Origin of the sequence: Bradyrhizobium sp. CIR18 (assembly GCF_014198295.1) — a bacterium.
In the GTDB taxonomy this organism is placed as follows: domain Bacteria; phylum Pseudomonadota; class Alphaproteobacteria; order Rhizobiales; family Xanthobacteraceae; genus Bradyrhizobium.
Genome location: NZ_JACIHF010000012.1, coordinates 88,196 through 103,965 on the forward strand (window position 1 = coordinate 88,196; position 15,770 = coordinate 103,965).

The following is a 15,770-nucleotide window of genomic DNA, read 5'->3' on the forward strand; positions in this document are numbered from 1 at the left end:
CCCATTTCCAACCGGGAATCCTGGACTGCATCATGGCCGCAACCTCGCAATATCTGACGCTCGGGCTCGCCGGCGAGACGTTCGGCATCAGCATCCGCAACGTCCGGGAAATTCTCGACATGCGGCCGATCTCGCGGCTTCCGCACGCGCCGAACTTTCTGCTCGGCATGATCGACGTGCGCGGCAGCGGCTATCCGATCGTCGATCTCAGGAACAAGCTCGGTCTGCCCAGCGTGGCCGCCACCGAGGCGACCCGCATCATCATCCTCGATGTGCCGATGAAGGACCGTCTGGTCGGCGTCGGCTTCGTCGCCGACTGCGTGTTCGAGGTCACCGACATCGACGAGCAGGCGATCGAGCCCGTGCCAGAGGTCGGCGGGAAATGGCAATCGGACTATGCCGCCGGCATCGGCCGCAAGGGCGAGAAGTTCGTCGTGATCTTCGATCTCGCCAAGCTGATGGCCAATGACGAAGTTCCGGAAGGCCGCGACACGGCTACAGATGCGCCGCGCGCCGCCTGAGTTTGCGAGAGTGAAGCGTGGTCACGCGTAAGCCCCCCAATTCGAACCAACGAGACTGAAAATGAGATTCACCGTCAAAGCCAAGCTCGCCAGCGCGTTTGGCGTCGTCATTCTTCTGTTCATGGTAGCAGGCGCCGTGAGCTACATGAAGCTGTCCGACATGGCCGCGACAGCAGATTCCATGGTGCTTCGCGCCAAGCGGATGGAGAAAGCAGCCGAGGTCGAAAAGATCATCTGGCAGCAGGTCAGGGCGGAAAAGAACGCAATTCTTGGAACGGCAAGCGAGGCCGAGGAATTCGCGGTGAACGCGGCCAAGCTCCGCGATGAGGCCATGAAGATCAGGGACGAGGTCTATGCGATGGCCAGCGAAGGCGGCAAGAAGCTGCTCGACAACTTCGCCAGCGCCTACGCCAGAATGAACGTCTTTCAGGAAGAGACGATCAGGCTGGCAAAGACCGATAAGACCAAGGCAACCGAGCGCTCGATGGGTGACGGGCGCAAGGTGGTTGCGGATGCGACGGAGGCGATGGGAGCCTATGTCGCCAATACGAAGAGGCAGATGGCCGAGCAGGCTGTGCAGTCCAACGAAGACAGCCGCCGTGCCCAGTTGGTTCTGATCGTCCTCGTCATCGTCTCGCTCATCGTTGCCGCGATTGGCGCAGTCTGGATCTCGATCAATATCAGCCGGTCCCTCGCCAAGGCGGTCGGGCTGGCGGATGCCGTCGCGATCGGTGATCTCAGCCACAAGATCGATGCTTCCAGCAACGACGAGATCGGCGATCTCGTGAAATCCCTGAACGCGATGACCGCCAATCTGAACGCCACCGCGGCCGTCGCCAACGAGATCGCGCAGGGCAACCTCACGATCGAAGCCAAGCCGCTGTCGGACAAGGACACGCTGGGCCTTGCGCTCGAGCGCATGGTGGAGAAGCTTCGCCAGATCGTGTCCGAAGCGCTGACGGCGGCGCAGAACGTCTCCGCCGGCAGCCAGGAGCTCTCCGCGAGCGCCGAGCAGCTGTCGCAGGGCGCGACCGAGCAGGCTTCGTCCGCGGAGGAAGCCTCCTCCTCGATGGAGGAGATGGCCTCCAACGTGAAGCAGAACGCCGATAACGCCAACCAGACCGAGAAGATCGCCGCGCAGTCGGCAAAGGACGCCGAAGCCAGCGGTGCCGCGGTCGGCCGCGCCGTCAACGCGATGCAGACCATCGCCGAGAAGATCACGATCGTGCAGGAGATCGCACGCCAGACCGATCTGCTCGCGCTCAACGCCGCGGTCGAGGCCGCGCGTGCCGGCGAGCACGGCAAGGGCTTTGCGGTGGTCGCCTCCGAAGTGCGCAAGCTCGCCGAGCGCAGCCAGGCTGCCGCGGCCGAGATCGGCACGCTCTCGGCCGACACCGTCAAGGTGGCACAGGAGGCCGGCGCGATGCTCTCCAAGCTCGTCCCTGACATCAAGAGGACCGCCGAGCTCGTCGAGGAGATCACCGCGGCCTGCCGCGAGCAGGACGTCGGCTCGGCCCAGATCAACCAGGCGATCCAGCAGCTCGACAAGGTCGGTCAGCAGAACGCCAGCGCGTCCGAGCAGGTGTCCTCGACCTCGGAGGAGCTCGCTTCGCAGGCCGAACAGCTTCAGTCCACCATCGCCTATTTCCGCATCGAGCACGGCGCCAAGAGCCAGGCGTCGGCGCCGATCGACCAGGCGGTGAGCCAGTTGCGCGCCAAGGCGGCCACCATGGCGGCTGCCGAGCGTCCGGCGAAAAAGGTCGTGCAGGCCAGGCCGGCGCGCGCCGTGAAGGTTGCCGGTGGCGGCGGCTTTGCGTTCGACATGCATGACGGCGAGGATGATCGGGACGCCGATTTTCAGCGCTAGGATTTTTGCAGGCCGGTCTGCCCTGGGACGGTGGACCGGTCTTTCATCGGTTGTTTAAACGCGTAGGATTCGAGATGGCCCGTACGGCCCGACATTCAGTGCAGGTGGCCGTCGTGGACCGGGGCCGGCGGCCATGATGCCCGCCGTACAGGATACGGCCGTGCATCTGTCGGACCGCCATTTCCGCACCATCGCCGAACTGATCGAGGGCCAGGTCGGCATCAAGCTGCCGCAGGGCAAGCGGCTGATGCTGGAGGGGCGGCTGCACAAGCGCGTGCGCGCGCTCAACTTTACCGGTCTCAACGAATATGTCGAGAACCTGTTCGAGGCGGATCATTTCGATACCGAGCTCACCCATCTCATCGATGTGGTGACGACCAACAAGACCGACTTCTTCCGCGAGCCGCAGCACTTCACCTTCATGCGCGACGTCGCGATTCCCGGCCTGCTCAAGTCACATGGACGCAAGAACGCGAACCTGAAGATCTGGAGTTCGGCGAGCTCCACCGGCATGGAGGCCTACACCACCGCGATGGTGCTGGACGACATGACGCGGAACGGCTCGCGCTTCCAGTACCGGATCCTCGGGACCGATATCTCGACCGCGGTGCTGCGCCTCGCCAAGACGGCGATCTACACGCGCGACGTGCTCGGCCCGGTGCCGGAGCAATTCGTGAAACGATATTTCTCGACGTCGCGGGACAAGTCGCGCGGTGAGGTGCGGGTCGTACCCGAGCTGCGGCGCGCGACACATTTCATGAGGATGAACCTCATGGACAAGTCCTATCCGGTCGATCGCGACGTCGACATCATCTTCTGCCGCAACGTCCTGATCTATTTCGAGCGCGAGACCCAGCGCAAGGTGGTCGAGCAATTGTGCAGCCATTTGCGTCCGGGCGGCTATTTGCTGGTTGGACATTCGGAATCGATGATTCACAGTGCCGTGCCCGGGCTGAAGCAGGTTCAGCCAACCATTTTCCAGGTCTAGCCGGAGCGCAACCAAGATGCCGAGGGAGAAGGTTCGCGTGCTGATCGTGGACGATTCGGCGTCGGTGCGCCAAATCCTGCAGACGATCCTCAACGACGATCCTGATATCGAGGTGATGGCAACGGCCTCCGATCCGTTCGTGGCTGCAAAGCGTCTTCAGGACGAGATCCCCGATGTCATGATCCTCGACCTGGAAATGCCGCGGATGGACGGCATGACGTTCCTGCGCAAGATCATGGCGCAACGCCCGATCCCGGTGATCATCTGCTCCTCGCTGACCGAAGAGGGCTCGAACGTGATGTTCGAGGCGTTCGAGGCGGGCGCGGTCGATATCGTGCCGAAACCGAAGATCGACACGCGCCTTGCGCTGCTCGAATGCTCGACGCGGCTGCGCGAGGCGGTGAAGTCGGCTGCGCGCGCGCGGGTGCGGCCGCGTGCGGAACGCCGGGCTATCGAGAAGAAGCTGACCGCCGACGCCATCATCCCGCCGCCGGTGCAGGGCAGGGTCCGGCCGACGACGGAGCGCATCGTCTGCATCGGAGCATCGACCGGTGGGACCGAAGCGCTCAATGACGTCCTCGAGATGCTGCCGCCGCACTGTCCGCCGATCGTCATCGTCCAGCACATGCCGGCAGGCTTCACCGCGGCCTTTGCCAAGCGTCTCGACGGCGTCTGCCAGATCAGGGTCAAGGAGGCCGAGGACGGCGAGCCGGTGCTGCCGGGCTGCGCCTATATCGCGCCCGGCGCCCGCCACATGCTGCTCCAGCGCATCGGCCTGCGCTACCAGATCGCGATCAAGGACGGCCCGCCGGTGTCGCGGCATCGCCCCTCAGTCGACGTGTTGTTCCGCTCGGCGGCCCAGCATGCCGGCGCCAACGCGCTCGGCGTCATCATGACCGGCATGGGCGACGACGGCGCGCGCGGAATGCTGGAGATGCGCAAGCTCGGCGCCTCGACGCGGGCGCAGGACGAAGAGAGCTGCGTGGTGTTCGGCATGCCCAAGGAAGCCATCGCCCATGGCGGTGTCGAGAAGGTCGTTTCGCTGCATCACATCCCGCGCGAGATCATGCTCTGGTATCAGGCCGGGCACGCCGCGGTAGCGGGTTGATGGCCATGTCGCCCGTTCCGGCCAACACGCTCGCCGAGGCAACCACCGCGATCGAGGACGTCTCCTCGCGCATCGAGGACGTCTTCGCGCGCGTCGGTCACGAGCTCGGCTGCGGCCACCTCATCTTCAAGGAGCTGAACCAGGGCTTGGCGACGCTCTCGGGCGAGCTCTCCGGCGCCGAGATCGAGGGTGCAGCAACGGCGCTGCAGGAGATCGCCGCGCAGCTGAGCGAGCTGGCGCAGGCGCTGCCGGCGGAGAGCGCCCTGCTGGAGACGATCGGCAAGAGCACGGCGGAGGCGTCTTCGCTGCTCAAGCCGCTGTTCAAGCACATCCAGATGATCACCATCATCGCGCGCAGCGCGCGGATCGAGGCGGCCTCGCTCGACGGCGACCGCGAGGGCTTTCTCGCCTTCACCCAGGAAGCCTACGATCTCGGCAGGGCCGTGCAGCGCTCGATCGAAGGCTGCGCGCGCGACCAGCAGCGGCTGTCCGAGGCGGTTGCCACCGCCTCCGGCCGGCAGAAGGAATTCGAGAGCCGCTACCGGGCCCAGCTGATGTCGGAGAGCGCCGAACTCGGCGCGGCCTATTCCGGATTACGCGACCAGCGCAGCAAGAGCAGCCATCTGGCCGACCGCGCCAGTGCCAGCACCAGGAAGATCGCCGAGGCGGTCGGCAGCGCGATCATCTCGCTGCAGGCGGGCGACAGCACGCGTCAGCGTCTCGAGCACGTGTCCCATGGCCTCGGCCTTGCGTCGGAAGCCGCGCCGAGCCTCGTTCCTGAAACGGTGCCGAGCGATGACGGCGTGCGTGCGATTTGCCGGCTGCAGGCGGCCCAGCTCAGGGATGCCCAGCGCGAGTTCGGTGGCGACGTCGGCCAGATCGTCGGCGCGCTGACGGCCATCCTGCACGATGCGGGCAGCGTCGTCGGCCACGGCCGCACGCTGTTCGGCGGCGAGGAGGGCGGCTCGTCGTCGTTCCTGACGCGCATCAAGCAGACGCTGGCGCACGCATCGACCCTGATCGCTACCTGCGAGAGTGCCGGCCGCTCGGTCGACGAGGCGCTCGCGATCGTCGAGGACACGCTGACGAAATTTCGCCAGGCGATCGCAGGGCTTGCCGAGGCGACCGTCGACATCACGCTGATCGGAATGAATGCCGGCCTCAAGGCGAGCCATCTCGGCAGCCGCGGCAGCGCCTTTGTCGTCATCGCCAACGAGCTCAAGGCGACCGCCGACCAGGTCTCCGCGGGGGCCGCGCGCCTGAGGCCCGTGCTCGACGGGATCGAGCGCTCGGCCAATGAGCTGAAGGAGCTCCGCGTGCAGGGTGATCCCACCCAGCTTGCCAAGCTCGAGCCGCAAATCCTTCAGGCGTTGCGCGAGGTCGAGGCCGGCAATGAACGGCTCGGCAAGCTGATGAGCCGGCTCGTCGACGAAGGCGCGGAATTCGAGCGGCTGATGAATTCGGCCCAGGGTCAGATGACCAGGCTCGGCGAAAGCTCCGCAGCCTTGCCTGCGGTCGCCACGCGGCTCGAGACTGCGAGCGCAAGCGCGCAGCGGCTACAGCCGGAGCTGCAGGATCAGGCGATCCTCGACGATCTCTTCGCGCGCTACACGATGGAGCGCGAGCGGGACGTTCATCGCGAGTTCCTGCAAGCGCTGGGACTGGCATCGATCGCCGCCATGCGCCGGGTCGAGGCGGTCGAGACTGCGGATGACGGCATAGAATTGTTTTGATTGCGTCGCCACGTGATGCGGCGGCAATTTGACGAGTCGGCTTTGCAGGGCGTTAACCGTCGCGGAATACTCGCCGCGTCGGTCATTGTCGCGCCCCAGAGTTGGTTGCAAATATCAGTGAATTTTACGGCGGACATTTCCATGATGCGAGACGGCAAATACGCGGCCTGGTTCAGGACGCCGCGCGGCCAGGGCACGGGTATCGTGCATCTGGCGGACGGACGGATCTCCGGCAGCGACAGCTTCTTCACCTATGGCGGCTCCTATCAGTTCGATGACGATCAGCGCTTCACGGCCGTGCTGACCACGCGGCGCTATGCCGAGGGGCCGCCGACCGTGTTCGGTCTGGACGAGGTCGAGGTCAGCCTCGCCGGCGTGTGCAGCGGTGCGATGGCGACCTGCTCCGGAACGGCCAGGGAAGCGCCCGACGTGATGTTCGAGGTGACGCTGATCTACAGCCAGGAAGATGCGCCGGCTGTGGAGGCGCGAGGCGCCGTCGTGAAGCTCAATGACAAATTGCCCAAGGGCCTCGACAGCCGTTCGCGGCCGCGCCAATTTCCTGCGCCTTCCAGGCCTCCCGCATCTTAGTCTTGCGTTGACGCTATCGCAGCGAAGCGGGCTGCGACCGCGCTGCGGCAACGATGCATTCAGGCGCAGAAAGTTAGGAATGAGGCGGCAATAAAGGACGGACGAGACCATGCCTCAGATCTGGATGACATACGACGAACTGGCGACACTCAGCGGCTGTTCGCCGGCAGAAGCCAAAACGCGCGCCGTCCATCTGTCGCTCGACCGTCGCAAGAGTCGCGACGGCGCAACGCGCGTCAAGCTCGACCTGGCGCTGACGGCCAAGTTCTTCGCCTCAATCCGCGAAGCGGATTTCGATCTCGACGGCGCCATCGAGGCGCTGCAGAGCACGCACAGGCAGATGGCCGAACTCCTGGCCCCGACCGGGTTCCGCGAGCGCGGGGCAGCCTAGCTCGCTTGGCGTCAGGCCCCGCAGTTCGTTCCACGTGCCACCGGTGGATCGCCGCCAGCTTTTCGCGAATCAGGCATAGACTCGTCTCCGGAATTTCGAGCCGGGGCCGGGGTTTCAACCGCATCGGGCCGTAGAGCCTGTAGGAGAATGCCATGAGGAAAGCCAAGTATCGGGTCGGCCTGACGCTGTTGGGAACGGTGATGTTCGGTGGGCTGCTGATCGTCACAACCGCGTCGTCACGTGCGGAGGTCGTCAAGCTGCAGGCCGACCTCAAGGGCAGCAATGAAGTGCCTCCGAACGGCTCGTCCGGTTCAGGCAAGGCGGAGGCCGCGTTCGACACCCAGACCAAAGTGCTGACCTATACGATTACGTTTGCCAATCTGACTGGTCCGGCGATGGGGGCGCATTTTCATGGCCCCAGTGATGCGGGCAAGAACGCCGGCATCGCTCTGCCCTTCAAGACGGTCCAGAGTCCTATCCAGGGCAGCGCCACGCTCACGGATGCCCAGGCGGCGGATCTATTGGCCGGCAAATGGTACGCGAACATCCATACGGCCGCGAACCCAGGCGGCGAATTGCGCGGGCAGATGATGAAGTAGGGGGATGTCGCCGTGGCGCTGAAGAATGTGTCAGCGCCGTGGGCCTCAGGCTGGCGGCCGAGGCAAGAAGGCCAGGATCGTCTGGGCGAGGATGACACCGACGGTGCCTCCTGCCGCCTTTTGCAGCACGTCCAGGAAACCCGGATCACGATCGGGGGTCAGCGTTTGCAGGACTTCCAGCCCCATCGCAACTGCGATGACGAGCGAGCAGGCCAAAGCGAGTCGGCCGGGCAACAGGAAAGCGAGCAGGAAGCCCAACAGGCCATAGGCGCTGAAGCGCTCGATGACGACGATCCAGTAAGCCTCGTGATGCCCCATCAGCGCCGGCCGCCCCGCCAGCCTTGCCAGGGTGGCATAGGCGATGAGGGCGAGGCAGATTCCCGCGGCTGCGATGAGGTGATTTCGACGCATGGCCTACCATAACCGCTCGAGGGCCATTCCGCTTCGAAAGACGAGAACATCGTTAAAGCGCCTCGTCGCTCTTCGGGCGGCGCGGGCTGCCTAAAACCTAGCCGCTATCGCCGGCCGGGAGGCGGTCCGGCGAAGATGGTCAGGCCACCAGGACGTCGCCGGCCGGCGCTGCGGATGCGGAGTGGCGGCGTGAATCGACGAGCTCGCTGAATTTCGCAAAGGGCAGCGGTGCGGCGACGAGATAGCCCTGCCCTTCCTCGACGCCGGACGCGATCAGGGCGCGGCGCTGCTCTTCGGTCTCGATTCCTTCGGCGACGACCGTCATGCGGAAGTCCTTGGCGAGCGCGACCAACATCTCGACGATCGTCGTGGTCGATGCATCCACGGTGATGGTGTCGACGAAGAACTTGTCGATCTTGATCGTGTTGGCGCCAAGTCCCTTCAGTCGCGACAGACCGCTGTGACCCACGCCGACGTCGTCGATTGCGACGCGGAAGCCGTGGTCGCGTAACTCGGCCACGACGGTCGCGGCGTGCGCGAGATCGTCGAGCTCGTCGCGTTCGGTGACCTCGACCACGATCTGGCGTGCGGAGATTCTCGTTGCCAGGACCGTGCGACGCAGCGTCTCGACGAAGCCGGCACTCAGCAGGTGTTTGGGCACGACATTCACGGACATCTTGAAGGTCTTGTCCGCCTTCAGCACGCCCTGCAGGTCGGCGAGCGCCGATTTCAGGATCTGCCAGGTCATCACCTGGATGCGCCCGCTGGATTCGGCCAGCGGAATGAAGTTCATCGGCGGCACCACCGAGCCGTCCCGACGAACCCAGCGCGCCAGAATCTCGCAGCCGGTGATCTGGCCCGTCCTGAGCTCGAAGATGGGTTGGTAGTATGGCTTGAATTCGCCGGCTGCGAGGCCGCGATCGAGATCGGCGACCGGCCCTTCCATCCGGCGGCTGCGTGCCAGCAGGATGCCGAACAGTGCACCAAGCCCAAGTGCGACTGCGAGCGCCGGCCAATACGCCTCGCTGTTCCAGCTCGAAAGCACGGCGTGCTCGAGCCGGATCGTGGCGTGAAGCGGGAAGCGCGTGGAATGCCTGTCGAAGCTGATCGGCCCTGGCAGGGGCCTGTCGGCATCGAGCCGGAATTCGCCGAGCTTCTCGCCATTGCTCAAGGCGAGGATCACCTCGCTGTGCGCGCGCAGCTCGGCGGGCATGAGATCGAACAGGCCGGCGTTGATGCCGACGATGGCGACCAGCGCGGAGCTGCGATTGACGTCCCTGAGCACGCCCAATGCGTCGCCGCCGAACTGCTCCACGCGGAACAGCGAGAGCCTCTTGTCGTGTGAGGGCAGCATGTCGCGCCGATCCGCCCAGCCCTTGTCGAACTCGAGCGTCTCGGAATAGGCCGAGCAGATCACCGATCCGTCCGGGTTGACGAGACGGACGTCCTTGATCGCCGAGCGCTGGTAGACGTGGAGCCGGATGGCTTGCAACGCTGCCGGTGCGCAGCTGGCAAGATCACGCTTGGCGAGTTCGTCGAGGCTGGCCGCGGCGAAATCGACCGCAAATTCGGAGCGGCGCAGAACGACCTCGGTCAGCTCGTTCAGCTGGTGCGCCTGCTGGTGGCGAATGACGCCGTCTGCCGCAAAATGGCCCGCCAGCCCGAACGCCATCGTGCTCGCAATAACGAGCGCCGCAAACGAGAGGTTCGGCCGCTGTAATCTCATCCGGTCCAGGCGAAATTCAGGAGAGGCTTGGTGACTGATCTTGGAACTGATTTTGGGAATTGATTCTAGCCAGCGGGGGCTAAGATAGGGTTTAACGGGCGGACCGGTCCGGAAGGGCTACCGAGGGGTTGGCTGACTGATGTCGTGCGGCCCGAGCATGGAAAGTTGAGCAGTATGATCAGGACGTTAAGCCTCCTCCTCCTGTCGTTCGTCGTCGGAAGCTCCGCGGCTTGGGCGCAGGGAACCAAAGACCAGCCATCGGGCACTCAGCCCACCTCCCGCAGCGGCACGGCGACGAATTCCGGTTCGGACAGCATGGGCGGAGCCTTCAAGGGGACGGGGACACCCAACTATGGAACGAGCCCTGGGATGGGGTCCCAGAAGAAGACGCGCAACTAGGTCAGGTCAGCTTGGTCGCGCTCATCGGGGGCGCGGGATAAGCTCTGCCTGACCTGTCGGTGTGGGGCGCTGCGGGATCACGGGCGGCCCGCAGCCGAAGCACCACGAAGGCGATGTTGATCGCCAGCCAAACCAGAACCGCGGAAATGGCAAAGTGGAGCACTGCCAGACCTCGCTGTGAGATTCGAACTAACACCCGAACGTGGGTCTGGTTCCGTCCCGGCGAGGCAAAGCCATGATTACTTCGAAAGAATGTCTGTTTCGAAAGACTGTAGGCTGACGTCCGCATCTGCGGAGTCGTGACCTCTGAGCCTTTTGCAGTGGCCTGCTGGCCCCGTCAGTGAGGTCGGTCGTCATTCACCGCACGCGGGAGGTCGTGCTGCGGGGCTCAAGGCGAGCACCGTCGCCTTTCCGAGGCTAGCTCTTTTTGCCCGTCTTCGGCTTCAGCGAAAGACCAAGCCGCAAGGCCATGCGCTTGATCGCATCAGGCGAGCGTCCGAGAACTTTCGCGGCCTCTTCCAGCGAAGCCGAAGACTTAGCCAGCTCCATGAGCCGGCGGTCTTCTTTGAACGACCAGGGCTTGCGCGCCATAACCGAAATCATCCTCTTGTCGACACAACGACAAAGCCGCCAAGCGACCCATGTTCGCTCGACGGCTTTGCTTGGGTGGGGCCGGGCTTGGGGGAGCCCGGTGCGAGATGGATATGCGATCGGTGAGACTTCGCAACAAACAACGCGGATTAAGCTAACTGCTCAACCTTACTGCGATGAAATCGATGCGCGACGCTCCGTATAACCACGGTGTTTCGCTGGCGAATCCGATGCGCGCCCTCCGACGGCGGTCTCATCCGTGCCGGTCGACGTTTGAAGCACCAAGATGAACGAGGTTCATGGTGTCGGCGTGGCGAGTTCTGGTAAAAAGAACTGGAGCCTCTTCTCCGCGCTCTGTGCCCTCGCGTGCCGACCAATCTTCGAGCATCACGTTGCACAAACTTCATCTTCGTCTGACAAAAGTTTCAGCGGTGACGAACTTGAAGTCGACACAACGAAAAGATGAAAATGAGCGCGGGAGGAGCGTTCCGGCAAACGTGGGAATATTCCAATGTTAGCTGCTTTGGTTTTGATTTCGATTTTCGCAGCGGGTTTTGGCTGCGGCTATGCCGTACGCGCGTGGCGCTCGCGGAAGCGATCGGCACGATATCGTCTCTATGCACCCTATACCCCCGCTTCGATGGAAGCCGGTCGCACCCAGCGGCCATCGTAACCGCGGGGCTGCGCGCGTGCTGACCCGGGTGAATGGTCGTCGTGGCGGAGTCGAAATAACCATGTGCGGTTAGGTTAATCTGCCGCCGTCCTTGAGCGCCCAGGCAAGGCAACCTAAGACGGATCAGTTCATTGCGAGTTCGGGTCCTCTATTTCCGGAGGGCGTGCGGGTAGGCGTAGATGACGTGGCTGATTGCGTTGCTGGGCGCGACGACTTGCGCTCTTATTTTGATTGCGTTTGTTTGTAGCTATGGCCGGCATCTGAGAGATCTTCCAGGTCCCTGGATAATGAGCGAGGGTCATTCAAATGATTGATCAACGGCAGAACGCGCCGCGCAGATATTTTGTTGACGCGCAAGGGCATCGTGTTCTGATAGGCCTTTCGCTGGAGGAGACGGCGGAATTCGAGGCGCTAGATCTTGCCTCGAAGGAGACGGTGCAAATCGTGGCCGAAACCCGCGCAGGCACGAGAGCGGCCGCGGTTGACGACGTTCGGTGGCTGGAGCTCTATTCCAAGCACGAAGGAGCCTGGCGGGCCTGGATCGCACAAAGCCAGGCGGGGCGGACGCAGGATTTAGGCTTTGTTAACTATGCCTGACCGATGGTAGCGGCTTAGATCTCGAAAATGGGGATGGCCCACATGTTTCAGCTGTTCCTGAGAGCACGCGCGCATAATCTTCTCGGCTCCCGCCGCGAGGACAAAGGTTTTAAGGCCCGCTCCGCGGAGCGTGATGCGGAGACCGACCGCACGCGGATCGGTGCCGTCCTGGCGGCGATCGAAACGGCATTGCAGGAAGCGGAGAGGGAGCAGGCCGGCCTCAACCGGCGTGTCGATGACGCAGTTGCGCGCGCATCCGTCACCTTCGGAAACGGTACCGACGAGTACCTCGAGCGAGAGGCGCTCGACAATCATCACCAGGATCTCTTTGCGGCGGACATCTCCAATGGCCAGCGCCGGCTCAAGGAATTGGCGAGCAGCATCGGGCACCTGAAGTTCGTCAAGACCGCAATGCTCACGCGTTTTCCGAATTTCAAGCCGCCGCAGCTCAACAGCTAGTATTGGAGCTCTTGCCGCGCGCTCGGCCATCCTTCGAGACGCCCAGGCCACACCGCGTGACAATTCGGCGCCGCTTTGCGGTTTGGCGCGTCGATCCTTTTTGCTATGGTCCCGGCAAGCATTCACGCTTCGAGGGAGCAGCAAGGTGCCGGTCAGGAATATGCGAAGGTTGGTTGGATTGGCATGCGTGTTGACGTTGGCTGCGCCGGCGACGGCGTCGGCCATCACCGCCGAAGTGGCGCGCGCATGCGAAGCGGCGGTGGCCAAGGCGTTTCCGCCCAGGCAAATCGGCAACCCGGCGGCGGGGAGCGCCAAGGGAACGGCCAAGGATCAGCGCGCATACTTCCAAAAATGCGTCGCGAACAACGGTAAGGTCGACGACGCGCCGGCGGAGGCGGCCAAGGACAGCAAGCCCAGTAAGTAGCGGCCGTCGATCTAACGCGGCGGCGGGCAGGGAGAATAGAACGCGCCGTTTGCCGCGTTGATACGTTCGACGCATTGGTTGGGATCGGTGATCGTCCCTGCCACGGTGAAATCGTAGCCGATGCCTTTGACGACGACGATGTAGCGGCCCGGCGACAGCGTGAAGCCGTCCTGTTCCGGTTGCAGCAACAGCATCCTCTGCTGATCCTCGACCGGCCCCACTTTGTAGGGGTAGGACATGCTGCGAATGACCCAGGAATCGCCCGCGCTGACGATGGCGGCCTTGCCGGAGGCATCGACGCCCATTGACCGGGACACCTTCGCGACGACTCGAACCTCGGTCACGCTTGCCTCAATGCTTCCGTCCGGTCTGAACACGATAAAGTTGACATCTCCGCTTGTCAGGGTCGTTGCACTCGGCGTGTTGATGGCCGCCGAGATCGCAACGCGGCGGTCTGGAATCTTTCCGGGGACCGGCTTCAGTTCCTGGAGCTGCCCCTCGTTCAGCGCGTAGACGCCGAAGGTCGTCGGCAAAGGCATGGAGGGGTGTGCAGGTGGCGCCGGCTCCTTTGCGCTGTCGGACGCTCGTTCGACACTCACGCTCTCCGACGGGGGCGGGGCGGTGGCCGGCCGGGGCTCGGGGTTGCCCGGCGCGCGCTCGGATGGCAGCACCAATTGTGACAGTGCGGACACTTGGGTCCTCAAACGCGGCCAATAGATCACCGTGGTGCTGGCGCCGGCCATGAGCAGGAGAATGCCGGCCAGTCGAACCAGAAAGGTGAAGGCGCCGCTGCGTTTGGTTTGATCCGGCGATCGCGGCGAAGCCACGGGACGGCGCGGTGCTCCCGCGTCGTTCGCAGCAGGCGGCGAAGCCGAAACGGGTGACGACATCGGAATGGGCGGGGGAGCGAAGGTATGGCCCGGGGGCGGGACCGGAACGTCGGTTGCCGCGACAGTTTTTTGCGGCTCGGACGCGGCGCTACGCTCGAAGGAACGCTCGACCTCCTTGATGGCACGTTCGAGGACCTGCTGAAACTCGCGCGATTCCCGCGCGTCGGCGTGCGTGAATTGCTCCAGAAGCTTGACGCGCGCCAGCTCATAGACAATCTCCCGCATCTGCCGGGGATCGTCGGATACGGCGCGGATGCGGCTCGACAGGAGACGGATAAACCCGGCTTTGATCTGTTGCGCCGAGGGAGCGTTGGCCGCAGTTTCACCGGAGTCGGTCATCAAGGCCGATCAAGTAGCCCGGATAGGGCTATTTCGCTAGGTCTTTCCGCTTCAAACCTCTCGAGTTGAGGCAGTTTGGCTTCGATTGGCGGCTCCGCGACGGCCTCGCGCAGTGTTCGAAGGTGCTTGCTTTTGGGCGAGAACCTGTGACATTTCGCCAAGCTCTTCTCTTTCTGGTGCTCGACCATGCGCGGCGTTCTAGCAGTCCTCACGGTTTTGACCTTCCTGGTTTCGCCTGCCGGTGCGCAGGGGACCAAGGATCAGGCCAACACCACGAGCTCCAGCATCATCACGACCCCCACGAAGAAGGCGCAGACCAATCAGGCTGCCTCGCGGCCGACCGCCGTTCGGAACCTTTCAGGCAGCCTGCCTGCTGGAAAGTCGGCCCAGGGCGTCTGGCGGGATGGCAAGCTGGTTGCCGTCCCCCGCTAAGGTCCACCCAACGAACCGTGAAGGAACGGTGATCGCCTCCCTGACGTTCATGCTCGGGAGATATCGTATGAAACGACCAGTTCTGATCGCCATTGCGTTGCTTTTGCCCGCCGCTGCCTGGGCCCAGGGCGTCAATGACCCATCGACGCCCAACCGCAACGTGACCATTGTCAATCCGTCGCAGCCCGCGCGCCCCAACGCGACGCCCAATATCCCGAGCCGGATCGAGCCGCCCGTGACGAGGGGCGGATACGCCCGACCCTATCACGGGAATAGAACCCGGGGCAGTGGCTCGAGCCGCCGCTAGCCGCGCCGTTCACCCTTCGGTGCCTCTCTCAAGCTATTGCGGGTTGACCTCGACCTCCAAGGTCGACGTCCCTGCATTGCGACGGTTCTTGCCCGAGATCAGGAGCGTGAACTTGTCGGTGCCGGGCGCCTCGGCTTCTGCCGAATAGCGGAAGCCGGACCCGACCACCGCCAATTGTCCCCGTGATGGTCCGCTCACGACCGATACCTTGAAGATCTGCATGTACGACCAGCGCAGGCCCTGGATGCACTCGGCGCCAGGCGCGATCGACATCGTCCATTTCACCGTATCGTGCGACAAGGCAAACGGTGTTCGTTCCTTGATGCAGATGGGGCTCGCCTGCGCCGCAAGGCCAGACATGGCGGACGCCGCGAGGACAGCACCTGACAGCAGTACCGGTCTTGTACGCATTCTCGGCAACTCCACCAGCTTATGCCGAAATCGAACGGCGACGATTTAACGAGGTCTTGGAACGCAGCTGTTTGCCACTGAGCCGCTCATCTCACATGGATCTCAGAAAGCGCGATCATCCGGTCGGCTCTCTCCAGATCATGCCATCCTACCTCTGTTTTGCCCGACGGATCAAATCGGATTTCGGGAAAGGCGTAACTGATTGAAATGGCTGGCGCCGGCTACTGTGCATGGGGTTGTTTTTCGATTTTTGATGGCACGGCCCCGCGTTCCTAAAATCTTGCAATTGGCAGCCGCATGAGCTGAAGTTGAGGGG

At 63.5% G+C, this 15,770-nt stretch carries 18 protein-coding genes; 12 read left to right on the forward strand and 6 right to left on the reverse strand.

The features are described from left to right. Nucleotides 1–32 precede the first annotated feature (32 nt). From GGD65_RS29705 to GGD65_RS29740, 8 genes are all read left to right on the forward strand, one after another. On the forward strand, nt 33–521 hold the full coding sequence (locus tag GGD65_RS29705) for a chemotaxis protein CheW (protein WP_038949575.1): 489 nt from the start codon (nt 33–35) through the stop codon (nt 519–521). 61 nt (nt 522–582) lie between these two features. After that, a complete protein-coding gene (locus tag GGD65_RS29710; protein WP_183237534.1) occupies nt 583–2,388 on the forward strand; it encodes a methyl-accepting chemotaxis protein in 1,806 nt (601 codons plus the stop codon). Nucleotides 2,389–2,521: 133 nt separating this feature from the next. Next, the gene (locus GGD65_RS29715) at nt 2,522–3,376 is read left to right on the forward strand and encodes a protein-glutamate O-methyltransferase CheR (protein WP_028142306.1); all 855 of its coding nucleotides are present in this window, start codon (nt 2,522–2,524) and stop codon (nt 3,374–3,376) included. A gap of 16 nt (nt 3,377–3,392) precedes the next feature. Beyond that, on the forward strand, nt 3,393–4,484 hold the full coding sequence (locus GGD65_RS29720) for a chemotaxis response regulator protein-glutamate methylesterase (protein ID WP_179736942.1): 1,092 nt from the start codon (nt 3,393–3,395) through the stop codon (nt 4,482–4,484). A gap of 5 nt (nt 4,485–4,489) precedes the next feature. Beyond that, nucleotides 4,490–6,217, forward strand: a complete 1,728-nt coding sequence (locus GGD65_RS29725) for a chemotaxis protein (protein WP_183237536.1) — start codon at nt 4,490–4,492, stop codon at nt 6,215–6,217. A 141-nt stretch (nt 6,218–6,358) separates the two neighbouring features. After that, entirely contained in the window at nt 6,359–6,805 is a 447-nt protein-coding gene (locus tag GGD65_RS29730) for a hypothetical protein (protein ID WP_179736946.1), read from the forward strand. Between the two features lie 109 nt (nt 6,806–6,914). Then, nucleotides 6,915–7,196: a hypothetical protein gene (locus tag GGD65_RS29735; RefSeq protein WP_183237538.1), complete on the forward strand. Its 282-nt coding sequence runs from the start codon at nt 6,915–6,917 to the stop codon at nt 7,194–7,196. A 152-nt stretch (nt 7,197–7,348) separates the two neighbouring features. Then, nucleotides 7,349–7,795, forward strand: a complete 447-nt coding sequence (locus tag GGD65_RS29740) for a CHRD domain-containing protein (RefSeq protein WP_210286646.1) — start codon at nt 7,349–7,351, stop codon at nt 7,793–7,795. 45 nt (nt 7,796–7,840) lie between these two features. Here the strand turns inward: GGD65_RS29740 and GGD65_RS29745 are convergent, their stop codons facing one another. The 4 genes from GGD65_RS29745 to GGD65_RS29760 form a co-directional block, all read right to left on the reverse strand. Continuing rightward, nucleotides 7,841–8,206, reverse strand: a complete 366-nt coding sequence (locus GGD65_RS29745; protein WP_018317055.1) for an antibiotic resistance protein VanZ — start codon at nt 8,204–8,206, stop codon at nt 7,841–7,843. 139 nt (nt 8,207–8,345) lie between these two features. Then, a complete protein-coding gene (locus tag GGD65_RS29750; RefSeq protein WP_183237540.1) occupies nt 8,346–9,932 on the reverse strand; it encodes an EAL domain-containing protein in 1,587 nt (528 codons plus the stop codon). Between the two features lie 400 nt (nt 9,933–10,332). Continuing rightward, nucleotides 10,333–10,494 (reverse strand): hypothetical protein, encoded by a 162-nt coding sequence (locus GGD65_RS29755; RefSeq protein ID WP_183237542.1) that lies wholly within the window; start codon nt 10,492–10,494, stop codon nt 10,333–10,335. A gap of 254 nt (nt 10,495–10,748) precedes the next feature. After that, nucleotides 10,749–10,922, reverse strand: a complete 174-nt coding sequence (locus tag GGD65_RS29760; protein ID WP_018317058.1) for a hypothetical protein — start codon at nt 10,920–10,922, stop codon at nt 10,749–10,751. A gap of 979 nt (nt 10,923–11,901) precedes the next feature. On the opposite strand from GGD65_RS29760, the gene GGD65_RS29765 reads away from it, so the two are divergent. From GGD65_RS29765 to GGD65_RS29775, 3 genes are all read left to right on the forward strand, one after another. Beyond that, nucleotides 11,902–12,192: a hypothetical protein gene (locus tag GGD65_RS29765; protein ID WP_092261669.1), complete on the forward strand. Its 291-nt coding sequence runs from the start codon at nt 11,902–11,904 to the stop codon at nt 12,190–12,192. Nucleotides 12,193–12,234: 42 nt separating this feature from the next. After that, nucleotides 12,235–12,651 carry a hypothetical protein gene (locus tag GGD65_RS29770; RefSeq protein ID WP_026201779.1) on the forward strand — a complete coding sequence of 139 codons (417 nt, stop codon included), beginning with the start codon at nt 12,235–12,237 and terminating at the stop codon, nt 12,649–12,651. Nucleotides 12,652–12,838: 187 nt separating this feature from the next. Further along, entirely contained in the window at nt 12,839–13,075 is a 237-nt protein-coding gene (locus tag GGD65_RS29775; RefSeq protein WP_244550789.1) for a hypothetical protein, read from the forward strand. Between the two features lie 11 nt (nt 13,076–13,086). Here the strand turns inward: GGD65_RS29775 and GGD65_RS29780 are convergent, their stop codons facing one another. After that, nucleotides 13,087–14,304, reverse strand: coding sequence for a hypothetical protein (locus GGD65_RS29780; RefSeq protein WP_183237544.1), 1,218 nt, complete (start codon nt 14,302–14,304; stop codon nt 13,087–13,089). A 186-nt stretch (nt 14,305–14,490) separates the two neighbouring features. On the opposite strand from GGD65_RS29780, the gene GGD65_RS29785 reads away from it, so the two are divergent. Next, nucleotides 14,491–14,736: a hypothetical protein gene (locus tag GGD65_RS29785; protein WP_183233105.1), complete on the forward strand. Its 246-nt coding sequence runs from the start codon at nt 14,491–14,493 to the stop codon at nt 14,734–14,736. A gap of 340 nt (nt 14,737–15,076) precedes the next feature. Here the strand turns inward: GGD65_RS29785 and GGD65_RS29790 are convergent, their stop codons facing one another. Beyond that, nucleotides 15,077–15,454: an Ig-like domain-containing protein gene (locus GGD65_RS29790; RefSeq protein WP_183233106.1), complete on the reverse strand. Its 378-nt coding sequence runs from the start codon at nt 15,452–15,454 to the stop codon at nt 15,077–15,079. Nucleotides 15,455–15,770: the final 316 nt, after the last annotated feature.

Excerpts from the sequence above, each read along its gene's own strand:
- GGD65_RS29790 (WP_183233106.1), bottom strand. The coding sequence starts at position 15,454 with ATGCGTACAAGACCGGTACTGCTGTCAGGTGCTGTCCTCGCGGCGTCC.
- GGD65_RS29770 (WP_026201779.1), top strand. The coding sequence starts at position 12,235 with ATGTTTCAGCTGTTCCTGAGAGCACGCGCGCATAATCTTCTCGGCTCC.
- GGD65_RS29760 (WP_018317058.1), bottom strand. The coding sequence starts at position 10,922 with ATGGCGCGCAAGCCCTGGTCGTTCAAAGAAGACCGCCGGCTCATGGAG.
- GGD65_RS29750 (WP_183237540.1), bottom strand. The coding sequence starts at position 9,932 with ATGAGATTACAGCGGCCGAACCTCTCGTTTGCGGCGCTCGTTATTGCG.
- GGD65_RS29780 (WP_183237544.1), bottom strand. The coding sequence starts at position 14,304 with ATGACCGACTCCGGTGAAACTGCGGCCAACGCTCCCTCGGCGCAACAG.
- GGD65_RS29725 (WP_183237536.1), top strand. The coding sequence starts at position 4,490 with ATGTCGCCCGTTCCGGCCAACACGCTCGCCGAGGCAACCACCGCGATC.
- GGD65_RS29735 (WP_183237538.1), top strand. The coding sequence starts at position 6,915 with ATGCCTCAGATCTGGATGACATACGACGAACTGGCGACACTCAGCGGC.
- GGD65_RS29730 (WP_179736946.1), top strand. The coding sequence starts at position 6,359 with ATGATGCGAGACGGCAAATACGCGGCCTGGTTCAGGACGCCGCGCGGC.
- GGD65_RS29710 (WP_183237534.1), top strand. The coding sequence starts at position 583 with ATGAGATTCACCGTCAAAGCCAAGCTCGCCAGCGCGTTTGGCGTCGTC.
- GGD65_RS29745 (WP_018317055.1), bottom strand. The coding sequence starts at position 8,206 with ATGCGTCGAAATCACCTCATCGCAGCCGCGGGAATCTGCCTCGCCCTC.
- GGD65_RS29765 (WP_092261669.1), top strand. The coding sequence starts at position 11,902 with ATGATTGATCAACGGCAGAACGCGCCGCGCAGATATTTTGTTGACGCG.
- GGD65_RS29785 (WP_183233105.1), top strand. The coding sequence starts at position 14,491 with ATGCGCGGCGTTCTAGCAGTCCTCACGGTTTTGACCTTCCTGGTTTCG.
- GGD65_RS29740 (WP_210286646.1), top strand. The coding sequence starts at position 7,349 with ATGAGGAAAGCCAAGTATCGGGTCGGCCTGACGCTGTTGGGAACGGTG.
- GGD65_RS29720 (WP_179736942.1), top strand. The coding sequence starts at position 3,393 with ATGCCGAGGGAGAAGGTTCGCGTGCTGATCGTGGACGATTCGGCGTCG.
- GGD65_RS29715 (WP_028142306.1), top strand. The coding sequence starts at position 2,522 with ATGATGCCCGCCGTACAGGATACGGCCGTGCATCTGTCGGACCGCCAT.
- GGD65_RS29705 (WP_038949575.1), top strand. The coding sequence starts at position 33 with ATGGCCGCAACCTCGCAATATCTGACGCTCGGGCTCGCCGGCGAGACG.